Origin of the sequence: Leptospira stimsonii (genome assembly GCF_003545885.1) — a bacterium.
Taxonomy (GTDB): Bacteria; Spirochaetota; Leptospiria; order Leptospirales; family Leptospiraceae; genus Leptospira; species Leptospira stimsonii.
The window spans coordinates 110,902-134,105 of record NZ_QHCT01000002.1 but is presented as its reverse complement, the minus strand read 5'-3'; the positions used below and the strand labels follow the sequence as shown (position 1 = coordinate 134,105).

General features: G+C 42.5%; 18 protein-coding genes. 14 read left to right on the top strand and 4 right to left on the bottom strand.

Going from position 1 to position 23,204, the window contains the following annotated elements:
- Positions 1 to 38: 38 nt before the first annotated feature.
- The 4 genes from DLM75_RS08745 (at position 39) to DLM75_RS08730 (ending at position 6,107) form a co-directional block, all read left to right on the top strand.
- Positions 39 to 695 (top strand): LA_2219 family laminin/E-cadherin/plasminogen-binding protein, encoded by a 657-nt coding sequence (locus DLM75_RS08745; protein ID WP_118968566.1) that lies wholly within the window; start codon positions 39 to 41, stop codon positions 693 to 695.
- A gap of 76 nt (positions 696 to 771) precedes the next feature.
- Positions 772 to 2,811: a tRNA guanosine(34) transglycosylase Tgt gene (tgt, locus tag DLM75_RS08740; RefSeq protein ID WP_118968145.1), complete on the top strand. Its 2,040-nt coding sequence runs from the start codon at positions 772 to 774 to the stop codon at positions 2,809 to 2,811.
- Positions 2,812 to 2,984: 173 nt separating this feature from the next.
- A complete protein-coding gene (mgtA, locus tag DLM75_RS08735; RefSeq protein WP_118968144.1) occupies positions 2,985 to 5,528 on the top strand; it encodes a magnesium-translocating P-type ATPase in 2,544 nt (847 codons plus the stop codon).
- Positions 5,529 to 5,546: 18 nt separating this feature from the next.
- Positions 5,547 to 6,107 (top strand): ion transporter, encoded by a 561-nt coding sequence (locus DLM75_RS08730; RefSeq protein ID WP_118968143.1) that lies wholly within the window; start codon positions 5,547 to 5,549, stop codon positions 6,105 to 6,107.
- Positions 6,108 to 6,110: 3 nt separating this feature from the next.
- On the opposite strand, the gene DLM75_RS08725 is transcribed toward DLM75_RS08730, so the two are convergent.
- Positions 6,111 to 6,668: an HdeD family acid-resistance protein gene (locus DLM75_RS08725; RefSeq protein WP_118968142.1), complete on the bottom strand. Its 558-nt coding sequence runs from the start codon at positions 6,666 to 6,668 to the stop codon at positions 6,111 to 6,113.
- An 11-nt stretch (positions 6,669 to 6,679) separates the two neighbouring features.
- The gene (locus DLM75_RS08720; protein ID WP_118968141.1) at positions 6,680 to 6,880 is read right to left on the bottom strand and encodes a YgaP family membrane protein; all 201 of its coding nucleotides are present in this window, start codon (positions 6,878 to 6,880) and stop codon (positions 6,680 to 6,682) included.
- 370 nt (positions 6,881 to 7,250) lie between these two features.
- On the opposite strand from DLM75_RS08720, the gene lvrA reads away from it, so the two are divergent.
- Entirely contained in the window at positions 7,251 to 9,740 is a 2,490-nt protein-coding gene (lvrA, locus tag DLM75_RS08710) for a hybrid histidine kinase/response regulator LvrA (protein WP_118968139.1), read from the top strand.
- Positions 9,741 to 9,816: 76 nt separating this feature from the next.
- The gene (lvrB, locus tag DLM75_RS08705) at positions 9,817 to 10,962 is read left to right on the top strand and encodes a hybrid histidine kinase/response regulator LvrB (RefSeq protein WP_118968138.1); all 1,146 of its coding nucleotides are present in this window, start codon (positions 9,817 to 9,819) and stop codon (positions 10,960 to 10,962) included.
- A gap of 137 nt (positions 10,963 to 11,099) precedes the next feature.
- On the opposite strand, the gene fbp is transcribed toward lvrB, so the two are convergent.
- Positions 11,100 to 12,128 carry a class 1 fructose-bisphosphatase gene (gene fbp, locus DLM75_RS08700; protein ID WP_118968137.1) on the bottom strand — a complete coding sequence of 343 codons (1,029 nt, stop codon included), beginning with the start codon at positions 12,126 to 12,128 and terminating at the stop codon, positions 11,100 to 11,102.
- Between the two features lie 530 nt (positions 12,129 to 12,658).
- On the opposite strand from fbp, the gene DLM75_RS08690 reads away from it, so the two are divergent.
- The 6 genes from DLM75_RS08690 to rpoD all read left to right on the top strand — a co-directional run bounded on the left by DLM75_RS08690 (position 12,659) and on the right by rpoD (position 17,933).
- On the top strand, positions 12,659 to 13,102 hold the full coding sequence (locus tag DLM75_RS08690) for a hypothetical protein (protein WP_118968565.1): 444 nt from the start codon (positions 12,659 to 12,661) through the stop codon (positions 13,100 to 13,102).
- A 121-nt stretch (positions 13,103 to 13,223) separates the two neighbouring features.
- Positions 13,224 to 13,436, top strand: coding sequence for a hypothetical protein (locus DLM75_RS08685; protein ID WP_100783721.1), 213 nt, complete (start codon positions 13,224 to 13,226; stop codon positions 13,434 to 13,436).
- A 193-nt stretch (positions 13,437 to 13,629) separates the two neighbouring features.
- Positions 13,630 to 13,839 (top strand): 30S ribosomal protein S21, encoded by a 210-nt coding sequence (gene rpsU, locus DLM75_RS08680; RefSeq protein WP_000232823.1) that lies wholly within the window; start codon positions 13,630 to 13,632, stop codon positions 13,837 to 13,839.
- Positions 13,840 to 13,899: 60 nt separating this feature from the next.
- On the top strand, positions 13,900 to 14,346 hold the full coding sequence (locus tag DLM75_RS08675) for a GatB/YqeY domain-containing protein (protein ID WP_118968135.1): 447 nt from the start codon (positions 13,900 to 13,902) through the stop codon (positions 14,344 to 14,346).
- 11 nt (positions 14,347 to 14,357) lie between these two features.
- Complete coding sequence (dnaG, locus tag DLM75_RS08670; RefSeq protein ID WP_118968134.1) at positions 14,358 to 16,160, top strand: DNA primase; 1,803 nt, start codon at positions 14,358 to 14,360, stop codon at positions 16,158 to 16,160.
- A 15-nt stretch (positions 16,161 to 16,175) separates the two neighbouring features.
- Entirely contained in the window at positions 16,176 to 17,933 is a 1,758-nt protein-coding gene (gene rpoD / locus DLM75_RS08665) for an RNA polymerase sigma factor RpoD (RefSeq protein WP_069609227.1), read from the top strand.
- Between the two features lie 274 nt (positions 17,934 to 18,207).
- On the opposite strand, the gene DLM75_RS08660 is transcribed toward rpoD, so the two are convergent.
- A complete protein-coding gene (locus DLM75_RS08660) occupies positions 18,208 to 19,860 on the bottom strand; it encodes a glycerol-3-phosphate dehydrogenase/oxidase (RefSeq protein ID WP_118968133.1) in 1,653 nt (550 codons plus the stop codon).
- Between the two features lie 32 nt (positions 19,861 to 19,892).
- Between DLM75_RS08660 and tyrS the strand changes: the two genes are divergently transcribed.
- Together tyrS and DLM75_RS08650 are read left to right on the top strand one after the other, a co-directional pair.
- Positions 19,893 to 21,110: a tyrosine--tRNA ligase gene (gene tyrS, locus DLM75_RS08655; RefSeq protein WP_118968132.1), complete on the top strand. Its 1,218-nt coding sequence runs from the start codon at positions 19,893 to 19,895 to the stop codon at positions 21,108 to 21,110.
- 45 nt (positions 21,111 to 21,155) lie between these two features.
- On the top strand, positions 21,156 to 22,352 hold the full coding sequence (locus tag DLM75_RS08650) for a polysaccharide deacetylase family protein (protein WP_118968131.1): 1,197 nt from the start codon (positions 21,156 to 21,158) through the stop codon (positions 22,350 to 22,352).
- The last annotated feature ends 852 nt before the right edge of the window (positions 22,353 to 23,204 follow it).

The window sequence follows — 23,204 nt, the reverse complement described above, 5'->3', positions numbered from 1 at the left end:
ATTTACGAAAAGTAATTAGTTTCGGAGAATGGATATCGATGTCAGGTATGAAGTCAAAGTTAAGATTCACAAAAATTCTATTGATCGTCGGGATCATTTGCGGCGGAATTGGAATCCTTTCATGTTCCACAGGAAACACGAAAACACCCGAGGGTGAAACGGTAAAAACCGAACCGGTTCCGAATCCCGCGGGAGAAAACGAAGTCGTTCTCGACGAAGAAGGGAAGGAAGTCAGTCTCAACACTGGAGATCATCCCTCATTCTTAAAACCGTCCAAAGATCCTTTGGAATACTTTCGAGTTCATATTTCGAGCGACGGATATCAACTCCGACAACTTCGGGGTTCGAAATTCATCAAAAGAAAAGTGGACAAGGGCGGAGACGCGCTCATCAGCGAAGAATTGGTTCGTTACAATAAGATCAACTTCATCGACGACGGAATCATCATCGTCGTATTAAACGGAAACACCGGGGCGTTTGAAACGATTCGTTTTAATACGAGGGTTCCTAGAATCAACGACCTTGCGAAAATCGTTCAAAACGACGTAACTCGTTGGTCGATGGAACATTCAGAAGAAAAACCGGTCGTTACTAAATTCCAAATTCATTATACACTGGAACTCAAAAACAAAGTCGGAAGCAATCGAGACGCAGTGAAAGAAGAATTAAAAAAAGAAGTGATTCGCAGGAAATAAAGCGGCGACCTTTCGACCGATGATTCTTTTTACAAGAAGGTCGTTCGAGTGCTGATTCCAATTTTATGAAGTCAAAATGTCCCGTCTGAATTTTGTCCTCGAAGCAGAGGCTCCTCAAACAAGCGCCCGTGCGACGACCTTTACTACGTTACACGGGCAGGTTCAAACTCCGATTTTTATGCCGGTGGGAACGCAAGCGACTGTCAGAGCGCAGACCGTAGATTCGCTCAAAGCGATGGGATCTCGAGTTCTCTTGGCGAATACGTATCATCTCTTGTTAAGACCCGGCGCGGAAGTCTTTCGCAAGATCGGAGGAATTCATAAGTTTATGAACTGGGATTTCCCCGTTCTCACCGATTCCGGTGGATTTCAAATCTTCAGTCTGCCAAATTCTCGAAAGATGACCGAGGAAGGCGCTCTTTTTCGGAGTTACGTGGATGGAAAGATGATTCTTCTTTCGCCCGAACTGAGCATCGACATGCAGAAAGCGATCGGCTCGGATATCATGATGGTCTTGGATCAGTGCATTCCGTCTACGGCCGATTATGCGAAAGCAAAGGATGCGATGGAGATTACACATCGTTGGGCCAAAAGGAGTCTGGACGCAAGAGGGGATTCTCCTCAATCGTTATTCGGGATCGTTCAAGGCGCGTGCTTTTCGGATCTTCGGAAAGAAAGCGCGAAGGTCCTTACCCAAATGCCCTTTGACGGATTTGCGATCGGCGGCTTGGCGGTAGGAGAAACAAAGGAAGAAAGAAACGACTTTTGTGAACTGTCCGCATCTTTACTTCCGAAAAATCTGCCGCGTTATCTGATGGGAGTAGGAACTCCTATCGATCTTTTGGAGGCGGTTCATCGCGGAGTGGATATGTTCGATTGTACGATTCCGACGGAGCTCGCACAACACGGCGTCGCGTACACGAGCGCGGGAAAACTTCAGATTCACAGAACGATCTATAAGTTTGCGGATTCAAAGTTGGATGAGAATTGTGATTGTCCCTGTTGTCAAAATTATTCCCGTTCTTATCTTCATCATCTGATCAAAACGAGCGAAATTTTGGGTTGGCATCTGATCGCTCAGCACAATCTGAATTTTTACCACCGCCTAATGGCGGAAATGCGAGCTCGCATCTTCGAAGGAAGTTTTGCATCCTATTACGCTCGCAAAAAAGAGGAACTGACTCGAAGCGATAACGTGGACCCTTCGCTGAACAAAAAGAGGACGCCGAAAGCGCAGAGAAAACGGATTCTCGGCGATTACGAGATTCGGGAAAATAAGGAAGGAAAGTATTGGAGCGTTCGCCTGAGAAGTTCCGGTGAAACCATGCATTCGGTCAACAATCCTTCCGAAGAAGCGAAGTCCCTCTATGTCGTTCAGACAAAACTTTCGGAAAAACTTTCCGGTCGTACCGACTCCGTGAAACAGGAATCTACAAACCCGTTTGTGATTTGGGATGTCGGTTTGGGTGCGGCTACGAATTCTATGGCGGCGATCCGTTGTTACGAGGAGATCGATTCTCCCGTTCCGATGAATATGATCAGTTTTGAATGTGATTTGGATCCATTCCGTCTCGCGATGCGAAACATCGGTTGTTTTCCACATCTCTTTCATACCGCACCTCGTTCGATTCTTGAAAAAGGAAATTGGACTTCTCCTTCCGGGACGTTGGGTTGGGATTTGGTAATCGGAAATTTTGAAAATACGTTTTTGAGTCAAAAAATTCCCGACCTTGTCTTTTACGATCCTTTCTCTTTCAAAACGGATTCTAAGTTGTGGCAACCGGAATTTCTAAAACGACTCTTCCTATTTTTCCAAGATCATTCTAAAAATACGATGTTTGTCACCTATTCCGCTTCGACCGCCGTTCGCTCTTCGTTGCTCTTTGCGGGTTTTTGGGTGGGGAAGGGAAAAGGGAGCGGACCCAAATCGGAAACAACCATCGCTTTTACAAAGAGACCAGAGAACGTGGAAGAATCCACACAGCTTCTCGGAGCGGACTGGCTTGGCAGAAGAGAAAGGAGTCACGCTCGTTTTCGAGAAGAATGGGATGAAACGAAAAATCGAATCTGGGAGGAGACGATTCTTTCCCATCCGCAATTTCTTTTTTCCCCTTGAATCATTTTACCATCCTTTCTGCAAGCGAACTCTTTCGCGGAAGTAAATCGTTCGAAACGTTCGATTCTTATTTAAGAAATCGATTTTTAGCTTTTCAATCGTAATCCTTTCAAAAAGTCTTAGATCGATTCTTTTGGAAATACGATCGCGCTTAGAATTCGAGAAAAATAAAAATGCAACAAAACAAAGAAGATACGCAGAACCCTTTCTTCAATTTTTGGAATTTATCACCTAAAGACTGTTTGGATCATTTGGAAACGAATGCTCTTGGTTTGTCCGAATCGGAAGCGAAGGAGAGAATTTTCAAGTTCGGCGCCAATCGACTGACCAAAAAAAAAGAATCCGGTTCGATCGGTTTTTTTTTCTCCCAATTCAAAAGTCCGATCATCCTTCTCTTATTCTTTGCGGCTGGGCTTTCTATCATCGTGCGGGATTCTACGGATGCGATGATCATCCTGGGAATCGTTTTGATCAGCGGTGTTCTCGGTTTTTGGCAGGAACTCGGCGCAAAAAACGCTGTCGCAAAATTGATCGCAATGGTTCAGGTGAAGGTTTCCGTTTACAGGGACCATTCCTTGAAGGATGTTTCTTTAGAGGACGTCGTTCCGGGAGACATTTTGCGACTCACTGCGGGTGACGTAATTCCTGCCGATTGTCTTCTTCTTGAGTCTAAAGACCTCTTTGTAAACGAAGCAACGCTTACCGGAGAAACGTATCCCGCCGAAAAAAATATCGATACTGTTCCGAAAGATTCCGGTCTTTCTAAAAGAACCAATTCGCTTTGGATGGGAACGCACGTTATCAGCGGGGAAGCGAAGGCGATCGTCGTAAGGACGGGAAAGGATACGGAGTTCGGAAAAATCTCGGAACGATTGAAACTTCGTCCTCCTGAGAACGAATTCGAAACAGGAGTCCGTAAGTTCGGTTTTTTTCTTCTTCACATTACTCTCCTTTTGGTGATCGCCATTTTTGTGATCAACGTATTGCTTGGTCGTTCCGTTTTGGATTCCTTTCTTTTCTCCCTTGCCTTGGCGGTGGGTCTTACTCCCCAACTTCTTCCGGCTATCATCAGCATCAATCTTTCTCACGGTGCGAAAAGAATGGCGGAGAAAAAGGTCATTGTAAAACGACTGACCGCGATCGAAAATTTCGGAAATATGAATATCATCTGTTCGGATAAAACGGGAACACTTACGGAAGGGACCGTAAAGATGGAATCCGCGATGGACATTTTCGGAAACAAAAATGAAACCGTTGCGTTATACGCCTTTATAAACGCTTCCTTTGAAACCGGTTTTGTCAACGCAATCGACGAGTCGATTCGAAACGATCTTCAGTTTGAAATTTCAGAATATAAAAAGGAAGACGAAATCCCGTATGATTTTGTTCGAAAATGTCTGAGCATCGTGGTCTCTCATAAAGATGAACACAAAATGATCACAAAGGGTGCTCTGACGAACATACTTTCTCTTTGCGGTTTTGTACAAACCGATTCCAATACAAAAGCTCCTATCGATTCCGTTCGGGAACAAATCCTCGCAAAATACGAAGAGTTGAGTGCCAAAGGGTACCGTATTCTCGGATTGGCTGTGAAGGATTTGGGCGAAACCTCGAGGATCAATAAATTAGAAGAAATGAATATGACTTTCTTAGGGCTTCTTTCTTTCTACGATCCGCCTAAGCCGAATGTAAGTCAGACGATCGCAGAATTGAACAGACTCGGTGTTTCACTTAAGGTGATTACCGGAGACAATCGTTTTGTCGCGGCGAGTCTTTGTTCTCAAATCGGTTTAAAAAATCATCGAACTCTTTGTGGACCGGAGTTGAGCGCGATTAGCGATGAAGCTTTGACGCAACTCGTGGGAAATATTGACGTGTTCGCAGAGATTGAACCGAACAGTAAGGAAAGAATCATCATCGCTCTCAAAAAAGCGGGAAACGTTGTCGGATATATCGGGGACGGGATCAACGACGTTTCTGCTCTTCATTCGGCCGACGTCGGGATTTCGGTCGAAACTGCGGTCGATGTCGCAAAGAATGCCGCCGATATCGTTCTTCTTGAAAAAGATTTGGAAGTTTTGGTGGATGGAGTACAAGAGGGAAGGGTTACGTTTGCCAATACGTTAAAATACGTTTTTATGGCGACGAGCGCAAACTTTGGAAATATGTTTAGTATGGCCGGGGTTTCTCTTTTTCTTCCTTTTTTACCGCTCTTGCCCAAACAAATCTTACTAACTAATTTTTTGACGGATTTTCCGGAGATGACGATCGCGACTGACAGAGTTGATCTAGAGATGGTATCCAGTCCGAAGCGTTGGGACATCGTCGCGATTCGAAAGTTTATGATCGTTTTTGGCCTCGTGAGTTCGTTTTTCGATTACATGACGTTCGGAATTTTGCAGTGGGTTTTGCAGGTAAGTCACGAGCAATTTCGAACCGGATGGTTTATCGAATCCGTCGTTTCGGCGTCTCTGATCGTACTCGTGATTCGAACCAGAAATCCATTCTATAAAAGTAGACCGAGCAAACCTCTTTTGTTCGCAACCCTAAGCGTAATTGGGATCACTTTAGCGATTCCTTATACTCCGATCGCCGAGGTTTTCGGACTGGTTCCCTTACCTCTAGAATTCATGGGACTTTTGTTCGGAATCATTCTTCTTTATATCAGTGTCGCAGAAATGGCAAAACGTCGCTTTTACAAAAAGGTAAATATCTAAAAATTCAAACAGTATCCCATGCAAGTCGATAAGTTTATTCTCAGAAATATTTTAAAAACACTTATTGAATACGCAGTAATCATTGTTTTCGGACTTTGGATCGTGTATCTGGATGAAATCGAATTCTCCGGGGTGGACATCAAGTATTTGATCGTATTCTTGGCGGGAAGCAAATCCGTTTACTTTTTTGTAAAAGGTTTCCGTAAGATTTCTGAATTCTCAGCCCTGGATTTAAGATATTATGAATTTCTAATATATATTGCGGTGAATATCAGTATCATAATCGTATCCTTCGGTCTGGATTATTTTTGTATTTATCGAGTGGATCCGACATCGTTTTCAGGTCTTCCGAATGGAGCCACGGTATTCGTGCTTGCGTTTAAATTTTTTTACTTCAGTCTGATGATCTTTACGAATATCGGAATCATCAAAATGATCCCGGAAAGTGCGGAAACGGAGATGATCGTGATTTTCGAGGCGATTTTATCTTTTATCACGATCATTTTTGTTCTTTCCGATTTTTTAAGTCTAAAGGAATCCTTAGGACGAAGGAAAATCGATTCTAAGAATTCCGATTGAAAGTTACGATTCCTTGTTCTGCCTTTCTTCTTCCCATTCCTTCCATCCGAGATAAACGTTCCCGATTCCGGAAATGAGAAAACCCGTTCCCGTCCAGATTAGAATCGTAAAAATTCCTATAACAGGAAAGAAAAGAATTCCAATTGCGAAGAGCAATGTGGCGATTCCAAGAGCCAAGGTCCAAACCCAAGGATAGGATTTGTACACTCGGATCTCCATGGAAAAGGAAATCAGTGAAGAAGCGCGAAAGATTAATAAAAAACCGAAGATAAAAGGAAGAGTGACTACCGTAATCTCCGGATGTAAAACCAAGATCGTTCCAACAACTAAATCAACGATTCCTAATACAAGATTCCAACCCAGAATACCGGGACTCTTTCGGTTGTAGAACGCGAAAACAATCTGAGCGACGCCGGTCACCGCGAGAATCACGGAGAATAAAAGGGCGAGTCCCAGATAACTTTGCCTTGGGAAAAAAACGGTAAAAGCGCCGGTGGCAATCCAAATCAAACCAACGAGAATGTGGAGCCACCAGTGTTTTGTGTCTTTGAAGATGCTCATCTATCTCCCTTTTATTTTTTTACCCCGCAGGTATTGATACCCAAAAGAGTATAGAGAGGGCACCAACCGATCGCTCCGGTGACAACCGGAATCAATCCGAAAACGGAAATACCGATTCCCAGTCCACCCTGTATCATGAATCCAAAAACGATGAGTGCAAGACCTGCGACAACTCTTGCGATTCGATCTAGATTTCCTTCATTTGTATTCATATAAATATCTTCCTTTTAGAGATTTGATCCTTCCATCTTGAACCGAATTTTAAAGAAAGAAATCGTATTTTTGGTAAGAATCGGAAAGGAAGCCATGATTTTTGTCATGATTCAAACCGAACGGAAAGTCCTGATACAGGATCGTTTTTTCGTGAGCAGGCTATTTTCTAGGAAATTGAAAAGTTAGAATGCGTCATAAGTGTGGTAAAGTTGATAAAAATCCATCCAATTGAACATGCTGTACGAAAAAGTATTGAAAGTCAGTTTATAATTTGATAGTTTCAATTTCTTGCAACGCAAGCTCGCTTGAGAAACAGCGAAACAGAGAAATTTTTCCTGATTCTTCTCCAATGAAATTTGAAGATTTAGAATGAATGAGATCGACTTAGACAACAACGACTTTCGTCTATTATTTGAGTCCTTACCAGGACTTTACCTCATTTTACTCCCCGATTTTCGGATCACTGCGGTCAGCGATATGTATTTGCAGGCAACGAATACCAAAAGGGAAGAAATCCTTGGAAAAAATCTCTTCGAAGTTTTTCCGGACAATCCCTCTGATCCTCATGCAACGGGCGCTAGAAATCTAAGAGAATCGATTCTTTCCGTCCTTCAAGACAAAGAAAGTAATACGATGGCGGTTCAAAAATACGACGTCAAACGTCCCCAATCCAAAGGTGGCGGCTTTGAAGAAAAATATTGGAGCCCTGCCAATTTTCCGGTTTTTAATTCCGATGGGGAAATCATCTACATCGTCCATAAGGCGGAAGACGTTACGGAATTTGTTCGGTTGAAGAATCTGGGGAGCGAACAAGACAAGATCACCGAGGAATTGAGAAGTCTAACTGCTTCGATGGAAACAGAAATCTACCAAAGGGCACAAGAAATTCAAAATTCCAATAAAAAGCTAACCTTGGTAAACGAGGATCTAACTCGAAGGGAAGAAGAATTAAAAGAAGTCTATCAAAAGCTCCTGGAATTTGACGAACTCAAGACCCATTTTTTTGCCAATGTTAGCCACGAACTCAGGACACCTCTCACATTGATTCTTGGACCGACTCGCTCTTTGCTCAAACAAGAGAACATTTCTCCTCCTCAAAGAAATTTATTGGAAACGATCGAGAGAAATGCTTATACATTACTCAAACAAGTAAATGACCTATTAGATATTTCTAAATTAGAAGCTGGAAGAATGGCACTCCATTATTCTAAGGTAGATCTTTCGAAAACGATTTCGAACATCACCGCACATTTCGATTCGGTCGCGAAGGAAAGGAGCCTAAAATTCTTAACGATTCTTCCGGATCACTGTGTCATTGCGGTCGACGTATCCAAAGTAGAACGAATCGTTCTGAATTTAATTTCGAACGCCTTTAAATTTGTGCCCGATTCCGGTACGATCCGTTGTGAGTTGGAAAAGGAAAATTCGTATGTTTCCATTCGTGTGGAGGATAGCGGTCCCGGAATTCCCGAATCGATGCGTGAAGTGATTTTTGAAAAATTTAGACAGGGTGAAGAAGGGGATTCGCGAACCTTTGGGGGAACCGGATTAGGTCTCGCGATCGTAAAGGAATTTGTTCATCTTCATTCTGGGACGGTCGTCGTGTCTGTTTCCTCATTGGGTGGAGCCTTGTTTGAGGTTCGACTTCCAATCTTGGAGAAACCGGACTCTGAAATCAAAAAGAGTGCGGAAAACGAGGATCTCACACCCGCATTGTTGAGTGCGTTATCCGATTTCAAAAAATTGAACGGCGAGAATAAGGAAGAGCGCAGCCTTATTGCAAACAAACGAAGAGTTTTGGTCGTAGAAGACAATCCCGAGATGAGGCGTTATATTTCCGAATCCCTCACGCCGGAATTTCAAATCCTCCTCGCGACGAACGGTAAGGAAGGTTTGGAAAAAGCGCTTCAAGAGAAACCGGATGTCATCGTAACCGATATCATGATGCCTATCATGAGCGGAGACAAGATGGTAAGAGCGATTCGAGAATATGAAGAATTGAATTCGATTTCCATTATATTCTTAAGCGCCAAAGCGGACATGGACGCGAGGATCCAACTTCTGGGAGAAGGAGCGCAGGATTACCTGATCAAACCCTTTGCACCCGAAGAACTTCTGATTCGTGTCCGAAATTTTATTCGATTAAAGAAAACGATCGAAACTCTCGAAACCACGAATGCGGATATGCAGGCGTTTAGCTATTCCGTTTCCCATGATCTTCGTGCACCGATTCGAAATATTGAAGGTTTTTTAAATATACTCCTCGAAGATTTCGAAAAAAAATTGGAACCGGAAGCACTTCGAGTTCTTGATATCATTCGAAAAAGTGTGGTCCTTATGAACAGTCTGATTCAAGACCTTCTTGATTTCCACAAAGTTAGTCACACCGAACTCAATACAAGGGCTGTCGATATGAACTCACTTGTCAGAGAGGTTATATCGAATCTTACACAGGAAAGACCGGAACAAAATCATTGTTCTATTCATGTCGATTCTCTTATGGACGCTTGGGGTGACGGAGCGGCACTAAAACAGGTTTGGGTAAATTTGATCTCAAACGCGATCAAATACTCTTCTAAGAGCAAAAATCCGGAGGTTTATATAGGATGCAGGGAAGAGGGAGAATGGAACACTTTTTTTGTAAAAGACAACGGGGTCGGTTTCGACAAAAAATATGCCAACCGACTTTTTAAAGTATTTCAAAGATTGCATTTGCAGGAAGAGTTCGAGGGAACGGGCGTTGGTCTTGCGATTGTGGCCCGGATAATACAACGTCACGGAGGAATGGTCTTCGCAGAAGGAACCCTTGGGAACGGTTCTATATTTTCTTTTACACTTCCTAAAATCGTAGCAAACTAGTTTCAAATAAAATGATATTAAAATATAGTAGACCAGGTAGCAAATTTCAAATCTCGAGTACGAGGACGTCATAGATATGAAATGGAGATTTCTCTTTTTAGAAGATTCTCTTTTGGATTTGGAGTTGATTCAGAGACAACTTAGGAAGGCAAAAATCGATTTTGAATCGATTCACGTCAGCGATTCCGAGGGATTTTCGCACGCGATTCTAAAGGACAAACCCGATCTGATTCTATCGGATTTTAGTCTACCGAAATACGACGGCTTCTCCGCGCTCATGGCCGCAAAGAATATGTGTCCGGAAACTCCGTTTATTTTCGTTTCCGGCACTTACGGTGAGGAGGCCGCGATTCAAACCTTAACAATGGGAGCGACGGATTATGTTCTAAAAGACAAAATCGAAAAATTATTGCCTGCCGTACAAAGAGCGCTTCATGAATTGGAAGATCATGAACTTCGAAGAAAAGCGGAAAAAGAGAAATACAAATTGGAAGAACAACTCAGGCAAAGTCAAAAATTGGAAGCGATGGGACTTATGGCTGGCACACTTGCACATGAAATCAACAATCCACTCCTTGCGATATCCGAATATGCCGCGTTGATCGCCAAAGAGGAGCTAGATGAAAAAAAAATAAAAGCGCTCGCGGCAAAAATCCGGGATGAGAGCGCCCGGATTTCCACTATCATGAAGGATCTCCTTCGATTTTCCCGAGAAGAAAAAGGGAATTTTTACCCCGTGGACGTATCCGAGGTGATCGCGAAGATTCAATCCATTTCACAGCAAATATTCAAGATGAATAAGATAGAAGTTCGCTGGGAGAATATCGAACCGGGAAACATTATTTATTGTAGGTTGGGCCAGATTCTTCAAATCCTTCTCAACCTCATCAACAATTCCGTGGACAGCCTGAACGAAAGATTTCCGGACTATGACGATAGAAAAAGAATCCGGATTTCTGTGTTCTTACAAGAATTACAGGGAAGAATGTTCGCTCAGTTTGAAGTTGAAGATTTTGGAATGGGAGTTCCGATAGAAATTCAAAATTATATCTTTAAGACTTTTTTTACTACGAAGTCTACGGACAAGGGAACCGGGCTCGGCTTATCCGTAAGTTTGGGAATCGCCGAGGAACACGGAGGAACACTTTCATTCAAAAGTATTCCCGGAGAAAATACTTGCTTTTATTTGAATATTCCTCTTGCAAAAACAATCCAAGAATAAAGTTAATTTTTTCGCGAGAAAGAGTGGAACACAGATCGGTTTACGTAAGGCGACATTGTATCCCGGACTCAAAACGTAAAATAAGAAGGGTGGGAACGTCCTCGGTTCGAAAGGAAAAACCGAAGACGTTCGGTTTTTTACGGTTTCTTCGGTGCAAATTTCAAGAAGTGTTCCACTTCCTTTTTGCTTCCCACTACCAAGGTTGTTCGTTGGTGTAATTCTTCCGGAGTGAGATCCAGAATTCTTTCTCCATAAACGGTAACTGCAACTCCGCCCGCTTGTTCAGCGATGAACGCCATCGGTGCCGCTTCGTAGAGAAGTCTCAATTTTCCGTTCGGATATTTAGTGGATTTCGTATCGTTTGGATAAAGAAAGATTCCACCTTTCAAAAGGTTTCTGTGAAAGTCGGCGACTAAGGAACCGATATAGCGTCCCGATTGAGGTTTTTTTCCGCCTTCGATCGATTTGATATCTCGGATATAATTCTTAACTTCATCGGACCAGTAGTTATAGTTCCCTTCATTGATAGAATAGATTCCCCCGGTCTCGGGCATTTGCATATCCGGATGAGAAAGAATGAATTCTCCACAGGAAGGATCCAAAGTAAAACCGGAAACTCCTTTTCCTGTACAGAGAACGAGCATCGTTGAGGAGCCGTAGAGAACGTAGCCGGCCGCTCTCTGTTTGGAACCTTGCTGAAGAAGATCGCCTAACGTACCTGGAGTACCGCCCGGACTTTTTCTTAAATGAACGGAGAAGATCGTTCCGATAGAAACGTTCGCGTCGATATTGGAAGATCCGTCGAGAGGATCGATCGCGATCGTGTATTTTCCGATCTTGTAGCCGTTGGGAACGGGAACGGTCTCTTCGTGTTCTTCGCTTCCAAGAATACAAAGATGGCCGCAACGCGTTAGCGTATGATTAAACACCTTATCCGCGTATTCGTCGAGTTTCATTTGGGTTTCACCCTGAACGTTTACCACATCCGTAGAACCGAGAATATTTTCTAAAAGTCCGGCTTTACGAACCTCTCTGGATACGATCTTCGCCGCATAAACTAAATGGCTCATCAGAGCCGTGAAATCCCCGGTGGCTTGGGGTAACTTGAGTTGTTCCTCGATTAGATACTGGGAAAGACTCAATGTTTGTGTAGGATGAACAGACATAAATTCCTCTAGGAAAATGATTCCAACAGAGTTTTACGAGTGCCTGCGAATTCAAGCGAAAAGCTCCTCTGAAAATGAGTTGAGAATTTCGTTCCAAAGCCTGAATCTGTGGGAACTCCTCGTTTTAGAACTCCTCTTCCCGACCGCCCATAAACTACAGCCAAAGGAATGGGCATCGTAGGAGTTCCTCCAAAGAGATTTTTGATTTACAAAATAAGAATTTTGTGATACAGGAACGTTTCTGAAAGTTTCCCGCCACCTCACCCCTCCACCCAAAATCAGGGTGGGGCCCGCGACTTTTACGGAAGAATTGTCGTAGGTCCGACCGATTTTTCGTAAAAATCTGGAGGCGTTGTTCAAAAGTTTATCTCCAAAGAGGATAGAAGAGGGTGAAAGGAAAGGTTTAGTAGGAGCTTCTACAATTTTTTCCCAGTTTTGAAATGGGCACTGAATTCTTCTTTGAAAAATTAGGGAAGAATCATGCAATTTCGGAAGAATCCAATCCGATATTGAAAGAAGAGGAAAGTCTCGTGGAATCTACACTCAAACCGATCAGTCCAAAGTATAAAATTTCGGAAGACCTATTCGAAGAATTTTCGGATCAGATTCTGAGGGACATTCGAAATTCCCTAAGTAACGAGATTGTGATCACTCATTTCCGCTTTCAGGATCTCTATTCTTATTTCAAGCTCTTAGGAGAGCAGAGATCGGGTGAAATCATGAAAGAACTCAAATCGATCATCCAAGCCCATCTCCGACCTTATGACAAATTGTATGTCCTCAATCCACGATCCATTCTTACCCTTTCTCCGGATTGTAAAATCGAGATCGTCCAGGCCCGCTTTGACGAGGTCGTCTTTCAGGTGAATCATTTGATCATCGACTACGAGATTCATTTTATGGAACTCAATTCTCCGATCGAAACGTTGGAACCAATCTGGAAGAATCTTTTAGTTTCCTCAAAAAGTACATGACGCCTGTTAAGCGTATGTTTCTGATTCCGATGTACAAAGTTTGTCTTTTTTAAAAAGTTCTTCAGGGAATAACGTATTGTACCGTAACTTTTCACGAGGCTTCAAAGCTTCGGAGGAACGTATGGATCAAGCAGAAAAGTTCAAGAATACATTGGCGCGATACATTGACTACAGAGGAATCGATATCATCCTCCATCTAAAAAACGGAACCGTGATAGAATTAGACAAAAACAGAAGATTGAACGGCGACGTCGTCATTAAAAACGGGAAAACGGGAATTGTGGCTCAGATCGAAATCTCCGAAATTCAAAGAGCCGAATTTTTTGCCGCTTAAGAATTCCAGAAAAAAGAAAAGTGCTTTCTGAGATTTTGTCGGAAAACCCTTGACATAATACCCCCTTTTTCCGGTAATGTAAATCTGGTCTATCCATTTCCTTCGGAAATTGGTGGTCCTTTTTGCATGCAATTTTGTCACCGAATGTTTCGTTTTCGGGACATCTATTAAAACGAAGGAATCAAAAAATCGAATGGTAGGAATCATTGTTAAAGACGGAGAGTCGATCGAATCGGCTTTGAAACGTTTCAAACGCGACTGCGCGAACGCTGGAATCATGAGCGAAATCAAACGCAGAGAATACTTCGAAAAACCGAGTATCAAAAAGAAAAAAGCGATCGAATCCGCAAAAAGAAAAGCCGAGAAGAAAAAACGCCTTTTCTCTAAAAAAGACAAAGCCTAAGAAAGGCTTTGTTAAAACCGGAATCCACAAGATTCCTCTCTTTAAAGAATCATAAAACCTATGTCCCTGCAGATAAAAATCAATGACGATCTGAAAGAGGCGATGAAAGCGAAGAAGGAACCTCATCTTTCTACGCTCCGTCTTTTGAAATCCGATATACAGTATGAACTTACGAAGACCGGAGCGAAAGAGCTTTCCGACGAACAAGTGATTACCGTCATCAAGAAGGCTTACGCCAAACGTTTGGATGCGATCGGTATGTATGAAAAGGCAGGGAGAAAGGATCTTTTGGCACAGGAAGAAGGCGAAGCCACCGTATTGAAGGAATACCTTCCTCTCGAACTGCCTGAATCAGAAATCATAGCAACAATCGACCAAATCTTTGCAGAACTACAACCGACCGCAAAGGATATGGGAAAGGTAATGGGTCGTGTCATGGCCGCATTCAAAGGAAAGAGCATAGACGGTACCAAAGTTTCGGCAATTGTTAAATCCAGGCTTTCCTGAGTGGGCTCCCTTTGTCTAACAAAAAGGATTTCATCGATCGAATTCACCGGGAAGTCCCCATCGAATCCTATATATCTCGCTTTGTTCCTCTTAAAAAAAGAGGGAAGAATTTCATAGGACTTTGTCCGTTCCATCAAGAAAAATCACCGTCGTTTAACGTCTCCGCTGAAAAGCAGTTCTATTATTGTTTTGGCTGTAAGGCTTCCGGCGATCTCATTCGTTTTGTCATGGATTACGAGAGGGTTGATTTTTCGAGAGGTCTCGAAATTCTTTCCGAGTATTCCGGAATTCCTCTGGAAGAGAAAAATTCTAAACTCTCGGAAGTCTCCGATTTTCTCTATAAAATCAATCAAAAGGTCTCCGAATATTATCAACATCTTTTGCATACTCCCGTAGGTAAGAACGCTCTGGATTATCTGAAGTCCAGAGAAATTGAAGAATCAGAAATCCGCCTCTTCGGATTGGGTTTCGCTCCGGAAGGGTTTGATACCCTGGCGAGAGAAGTTCTGAAAACGAAAGACGAGATTGCAGGTGCGATTCAGTTAGGACTTCTTCGAGAAAAAGAAGCAGGAAACGGTCGTCCTTACGATTTCTTTCGGGATCGGATTATGTTTCCGGTTTTAGATCTTTCTGGAAGGGTGATCGGATTTTCTGGAAGAATTCTGGGTCCTGGAAAAGAAGCCAAATACATCAACAGTCAGGCGTCGGTCGTTTTTGATAAGAGTAGAACCTTTTACAATTTCTTTCGTGCGAGAGAAGGGGTAAGAAAGACCGGAGAGGCGATGCTCGTGGAAGGGTATCTTGACGTGATCGGTCTTACAAGAAGAGACTTTGAAAACGTGATCGCTTCAATGGGAACCGCGATTACGGAAAATCATATTCGCACTTTGAAGAAGTTCGCCGAAAGAGTCGTTTTGGTTTTAGACGGTGATCTTGCGGGGAGAAAGGGCGCACTTCATGCCGCGGAAATCTGTCTAAAAGAAGGAATGGAATGTTCCATCGTCTTGCTTCCGGAAGGAAAAGATCCGTTCGATTTGGCCAAATCCTTAAACAGACAGGAACTGAACGAATTACTTTCCCAGAGAATTCAAGGTTCCGAGTTTGTTGTCGAAGAATTACTCGATCGCGCCGATTCTCGGGCTCTTCCTGAGAAAAAGAGAAGGGCGCTTCAAAATCTGTATTCTTTTATCCAGACTCTAAATCGAGAAACCGACAAGCAGTTCTTTCTCGGGCTTGGAGCGAATAAGCTCGGAATCAGCATGGATGCGGTACTTCGAGATTTTAAAGGCGGACCGAATGCTAAGAATGGACCCTCGAATGCCGATACTAGTTCTAACGTAAAGGAAGCGCAGATCCTCACGGGTCCGGCTCTGGATTGCGAAAGAAAAATTATCTCCATGCTTGTAAAACACACGGGGTTGTTCTCTTATTCGGAAGAGATTTCCTCGATGGAATTTATGGATACGGCGAGTTCCTTTCTTTGGGATTACCTTTATACGATTTATACCGGAGAAGGCGAAATTTCTCCTGTTGAGATCTTAGCATCGGATATTCCCGAGGATTTAAAACAAGCCTTGGCTCCTTATCTTTTAGAAGAAGATTCTGAAAAGATTGAACCGGGAGAATTACAAAAAGTATTTAGAATTCTGCTCTTACAGCAGAAGAAGTTTCGGATCGAGGAACGAATTCGGGAACTCGATCAAAAGAGAGAACGTTTTTTTACGCCCGAGATCTTTACGGAACTCAGTTTTTATCGTAAAGAAAAAGAAAAGATTCTGGAGCATATCCGGAGTCAATCAGCTACCACAAATTAGAGGGAATTTGAAATGATGGAAAATCTGCAAAGCATGCCTGAGGTTCAGAAGATTATATCTCTTGGAAAGGCAAACGGAGAAGTTTCGTATGACGATATCAACGAGATTCTTCCCGACAAAATTCTGAACTCAGAAAAGATCGACGATTTCTTTACCCTCTTACATGAGATGGGAATTGAAATCGTGGAAGAATATACCAGAAACACTCTGGAACCAGCTTCCACACTCGTTCCCAAGGACGATTCCAAGCCCGCACGAAAGAAAAAAGAATCTTCGGCTTCAGCGAGCGGGTCCGAAGATCCGATCAAACTCTATTTGAGAGAAATCGGAAAGGTGAGTTTGATTTCCGGTGAAACCGAAGTTTTCCTCGCAAAAAGAATTGAGAAAGGGGAAAAGATTATCGAAGAGACGATCTTGAGTTCCTCCATTCTCAGAGCGAACTATATCAAACTCCTTCCTAAAATTCGAAGTAAAAAAATCAAAGTCTACGATCTCATCCGCGTGGATAAGATGTATGCTCTCAATGCGGAAGAAGCCCACAAGTTAGAAGAATTATTTTTTAAGAACATTCTCGTGATCCAAGAACAAGAGAAAGTTTTACAAGAAGCCGTTTCTAAGATCCGAAAATACTCTGAGACTTCCAAAAAGTTCAAAGAATTCAAAGAGAAGATCGATGCTTCTACGGACGTCATTCACAACGCGATCCGGGAACTCGGAGTTTCTCAAAAGGAAATTCAGAAAATCTCCCAGAAGATCAAATCCATGGTTTTTAGAATCAAGGAGATCGATCGTCATTTCTTAAAAATCAAAGCACAGTATGGACAAGACGTTCGGGACATCAAAGCTTTCAACCGTTTTATCGAGAAGAACGAGAAGTTAGACGACATCGAAGTCAAGATGGGAGTGAATATCGACGAAGTCCGAGAGGTCATCAAAGACATTCGGAACAACGAAAGAAAACTCCGTCGTATGGAACAGGAAGCTGGTTCTACCGTTCAAGAAATCAAAGACTGGGGCGAGAAGATCATCAAAGGTGAGAGAGAAATTTCTCAAGCCAAAAAAGAACTCGTTAAAGCGAACTTGAGACTCGTCGTTTCCATCGCGAAACGTTATGCGAATCGCGGGATGCACTTCTTTGATTTAATCCAAGAAGGAAACATCGGTCTCATCAAAGCGGTCGATAAGTTCGAATACAAGAAAGGTTATAAATTCTCCACATACGCCACTTGGTGGATACGTCAAGCGATCACGAGAGCGATCTCGGATCAAGCAAGAACGATCCGTGTGCCAGTTCATATGATCGAACAAGTCAATAAAGTGATCCGCGAAACAAGATTGTTCGTTCAAGAGTTCGGAAGGGATCCGAGCAACGAGGAGATTGCGGAAAGGCTAGGCTGGCCCGTTCAGAAAGTGAAGATGGTTAAGAACGTAGCAAGAGAGCCGATTTCTCTGGAAATTCCGGTCGGTTCGGAAGAAGATTCGGAACTCGGGGATTTTATTCCGGACACGGAAGTGGAAACGCCGGTGAACGCGGCGGCATCCAGCATTCTCGCGGAACAGATTCGTCAGGTTTTGCATACACTTCCTGCAAGGGAACAAAAGGTCATTCGGATGCGCTTCGGTTTGGACGACGGTTATCCACAAACCTTGGAAGAGGTTGGTTATCAATTCAAGGTAACGAGAGAAAGAATTCGTCAGATCGAAGCGAAGGCGCTTCGAAGACTCCGGCACCCATCCCGCTCGAAAAAACTCAAGGATTATATCGACGGCTGATTCTGTAGGAGCTCCTACAAGCCGAAGAAAAAGAATTTTGTTGCATAAGACGGATTTTTCTGATAGATGGAAATCTCCAGAATTTTTCCCGCCACCTCACCCCTCCACCCAAGATCAGGGTGGGGCGCGCCAATTTCACGGAGGACCTGTTTTCCCGACAAAGTAATCAGCGATTTTTTCGGAAATCTATCGAAGAAAACTAAAATTCAAACAAAAGAATCGCAATTTCTTATATCGTTTTTTCAAACGTAAATTTCCGAAGGGTAGATGGGGTTTACTTATAGGACTTCTTCAAATTCCCTATCAATTCCAATGCTTCTTCTTCCTCCCTTTTCTTTGTCTTTTCCTTCCATTTGAGTTGTTTTGAAAGAATCGTCGCGACGGGTCCGATCATCTTTTGAGCCAGATCCAGATCTAAGAAAAGAATTCTAAATCTTCTCGCAAGTATATCGGTTACGCCTAACGCAAATTCTTCTTTCACCGCGAAGACGACTTCTTCTTCGAAGAAAGGAATCCCTTTTCCGATCAGTTTCGGTTTTTTTCCTAAAACCTCGAAGACCTCGGTTCCATAATAATTCTGAAGACGTTTTGCGAATTTCCTATCGACTTTGTACGTTTTCTCCAATTCCTCGTGAAGAGTTTCGGAATAACCCTTGGATCCAGGAAAAGGGTATGTCTTTGTGGAACATTCTTCTTTCGTTTCTATGTTTCCAACTTGAATGAGTCTATCGACTAATTCTTCAGCCATCTTTCTATAGGTGGACCATTTTCCTCCGCCCATCGTCACGAGACCGGAATTGGAAACGAGAATCACTTCTTCTCTGGAAATATTCTTCGTATCCTGGTTTCCTTCGGGCGAGATCAGCGGACGAATACCGACAAAGACGGAAAGAATATCTTTTTGAGTCACCTTCGTTTCCAAATAATCGTTTCCGGTATCCAATAAGAATTGAACCTCGTTTCCGATTGGAAGCGGTTCGTCTCCCGGGTTTTCGATCGGCGTATCTGTGGTTCCAAGAATCACGTGATCTTCCCAAGGGATGATAAATACAACCCTTCCATCTTTCGTTTTTGGAATGATCATCGCGGACTCGCACGGAATTTTCTCCTTCGAAAAAACGAGGTGAATTCCTTGGCTGGGTGACAAAACGTTAAACGTTCTTGGATCATCGAGTTTTCGAACGTGATCGACCCAAACACCGGTTGTGTTTGCAATTACCTTTGCGAAGACTGGAAATATTTTTCCGGTCTCGAGGTCTTTTAGATTTGCACCTCTGAGTTTTCCATTCTCCTTGATAAACGAAACGAGCTCTACTCGGTTGGCTACGGTAGCTCCTTCTTTTTCTGCGGCCCTCGCAAGGAGAAGGTTCAATCTGGAATCGTTGAATTGAGCGTCATAGTAGGTGATTCCACCAAAGAGTCCGTCTTTTTTAATCGCGGAGAATTCGGAGATCGCTTCGGATTTGGAAATCGTCTTGTGAGAAGGAAGTTTTCCTCTTGAAGCAAGAATATCATAAAGAGTCAGTCCGATTCCGTAATAGGGTCTTTCATAAAATCGATACGCGGGAAGAACGAATTTAAGGGGTTTAACGAGATGCGGAGCGTTTTCTAAAAGTCTCTGTCTTTCGGTGAGAGCTTCGTGGATCAGTTTAAAATGAAACTGCGCCAGATAACGAACCCCTCCGTGAATGAGTTTTGTGGAACGAGAGGACGTCCCCGAAGCAAAATCTCTCTTTTCAATGAGTGCGGTTTTATACCCTCTTTTGGCCGCGTCAAACGCGGCGCCGGCGCCGGTGGATCCTCCTCCGATAAAGAGAATATCATATGATTCTTTTTGTAATTTTGAAATTTGTTCGGCTCTGCCTTGTTTTTCCATTTTCACAATTCTTCCTGCTTTACAGGTTTCTTTCCCCCTGCAAATTTGCATTAAGTTTCACATTCGTAACCATTTTTTCTTTCATGGACATTCAAAAACAAATCGAAATTATCCGCCGGGGCTGTGTAGATCTCATCAGCGAAGAAGAACTCAAGTCCAAACTTACAAAAAAAGGGACGCTGAAAATCAAGGCAGGCTTTGATCCAACCGCTCCCGATCTCCATCTAGGACATTTTGTTCAACTCAAAAAACTCAAACACTTTCAGGACTTAGGTCATGAAGTTTCCTTTTTACTCGGAGATTTTACTGCGATGATCGGAGATCCGACTGGAAAATCGGAAACGAGAAAAAGACTCTCCAAAGAGGAAGTTTTAGAAAACTCTAAAACCTATCAGAGCCAAGTCTTCAAGGTCCTGGATCCGCAGAAAACCAAGATCGTTTACAATTCAACCTGGTGTAGCAAGATGAACTTTGAGGACGTTCTTGTCCTCAGTTCGAAATACAACGTCGCAAGAATGTTGGAAAGAGACGATTTCAGCAAACGATACAAAGCCGGACAATCGATTTCAATGATAGAATTTCTGTATCCATTAGTGCAGGGATATGATTCCGTCGCGATGGAATGTGACGTAGAACTCGGAGGGACCGATCAGAAATTCAATCTTCTCGTGGGAAGAGACTTACAGAGAGAATACGGAAAGGAAGCTCAATGTGTCATCACACTTCCTCTGTTAGTCGGATTGGATGGAACCAAGAAGATGTCCAAGTCCCTCGGAAATTATGTCGGAATCACCGAGTCTCCGATCGAAATGTTCGGAAAACTCATGTCCATCAGTGACGATCTGATGTGGAATTATTTCGAACTTCTCACCGATCTCCCGCTTCCGGAAATTCAAAATCGTAAGAATGGAATCGAACGAAAAGAATTGCACCCGAAAGAAGTGAAAACGGAACTTGCGAAGTTGATCATGGATCAATTTTCCTCCTCTGCCGAGAACGAGGAAGCTATCGAAGAATGGAAAAAAATTCACAATCCGAAGTCCCGCGCCGTTCCTGACGATATCCCTGAAGTAAAACTCGGAGAAGAATTTTTCGCAGAATCTTCCGAGCCATTGCTCGTTTGGGTTTTGAGCAAATTGTCCTTTGTTCCTTCCGTCTCGGAAGCGAGGCGACTGATCAAAGCCGGTGGACTTTATCTCGCAGAGGACAAGATCACGGATGAGAAACTCGCGATTCAAAGGGGAAAGGAATACTTAGTGAGACAGGGGAAAAAGGGAAAATTTTTAAAAATTCTTTCTTAAAAATGATTTGAAGAATCCGCGTTTTTTACTTTCAATCGAATCCCCATGTTAAGTGAAGAAGAATCTTCCGAACTGTCGAGAACGATTTCCGAAATCAAAAGAAGCGGAATCGAGTCGGAAGTAATCGAGAGAAAGTTTAAAATGCTTCGCATTTTATTTTCGATCGGATTTTTCACCTTTTTGGGTTCCGTTTCGATTCTTACCCTAACAAATAAGATCTTTCGATTGGAAGCGACCGTTGAAAAACAGACGGTTCACATCACGAATTTAGAGGAAACGTTAACCTCGCTTCGATTAGAAGAACAGCAACAAGAGGAAGAACTTCTCAAATTCAAATCCGAACTCTACGATGCGGTACCGGACGGAGATTTATCCGATCAAGTCTTAGAGAATAAAACCATTCTGGATGCTCTTCCTGGAACGGATATCGGAAAAAATATAAATCGCGGAAATGTAAACTTTAAAGAAATCGCCCTTACTTTCGATTTGGGAACCGGAGAGGATCTAAAACTACTCTACGAATATCTTTCTAATTTTCCGATAAAGATTACCTTATTCGTCTCGAATGAAAACCCCGCTCTCAAGAACGGCTCCCTTTTTAGCAACACGAACATCTATTATTTAAAAAAACTCTCTCAACTGGGAAATCGAGTCGTCTTTGGAAATCATACATGGAGTCATTATAATATTCCAAGAAGCTTATATGAATCCTCTCTTCGAAAGAGGGCTCTTTTAACATACGTTTCGGATGAGATTCCGGATACGAATTTTTTGCAACAAGAGATGAGGATGGTGGAAGAAAAATTCGAATCGATTACGGGTAAAGAACTTACAAAGTTGTATCGTCTTCCCTATGGCGGTTTTGATCCTCTTGTAATTAAAACTTTCGGCAAACTCGGCTTTACTCAACACATTTTTTGGAGCAATAACTCAGTCGGTTCCTTGGATATTCCGGATTTCGTATATAAGAAATTCATTTATAAAAAAGATCCGCAAACCGGAAAGACTCGGATTCTACCGAACCCAAATTACAAAACAAGGGCGGAAGCTCTCGACTTCTTATATCGTTGGGAAGAAGCGGATAAGAATGGGATGAACGGGGCAATTATTTTGATGCACTTAGGCTCTCCAAGACAAACGGAGAAATTAATTTACATTCTTCCGGATTTTATCCAAGAGATGCTTTCAAAAGGTTATAGTTTTGTGACGATTCCAGAGATCATCAATGATCAACAGGATTGATTTGATAACTTTGTATTTTTGAAGAAGAATTCAAAGACTAATTTCTTGTAAGAGTTTTTAAACGAGGGCTTTTTTATTTTTTGGAGAATCAAAAAATAATGCATTGTTTCAAACTTTCACTATTTTTTTAGTTTCAGCAGATTCGCTTCCAATTTTAGGCGGGAGATAAATTGTAAGAAAGTGTAGGAATTCCTACAAATTAGAGGAGATTTTCTGCTTGCAAAAGTTAGAATATTCTGTTATAGGAATGTCTCTCAACTTTTTCCCACCAAGCCCGCCTCCACCACCCAATTCAGGGTGGGGCGCTTTCTTGTTTTAAGGCGGAATTATCGTTTTAACGACGAACGATTCCAATTCAAAACAGTTTTTTCTTAAGAATCCGTCAATTTTGATCTGAATTTCTTTGAATAGAGGATCCCACACATTCTGTTTACACCATTCAGCGTTCAGCTCGGTTTGTTCGATGTTGTTATTCCAAAGTCTTTATTTTACCGTTTTCACGGGGGCGTTGGATTTATCTCCGGAAATTTGAAGATAATATTTGTGATAAGCGACATACGATTGCCCGTTTGCAACATACTGATTTCCAGTGAATTGGATCAATTCGTAAAAAGGAGTTTTTTCGGTGACTAAGATTCCCTTTTCTTTATCCTGTTTTTCAATCGCTACATTGAATTCTTTTCATGCCTGAATGATTACCTGAAACGTTTTCTCCTTCGATTGATTATAAGATCTCTTCCAACCTTTGTTATAGAGCGCTTCGTCTATTTTTGTCTCCGCTACACAATTCAAGTAAAAACTAAGAAACGCAAAGATCAGTAAATTTATTTTTTCAATTTTTCAAACTTCTTT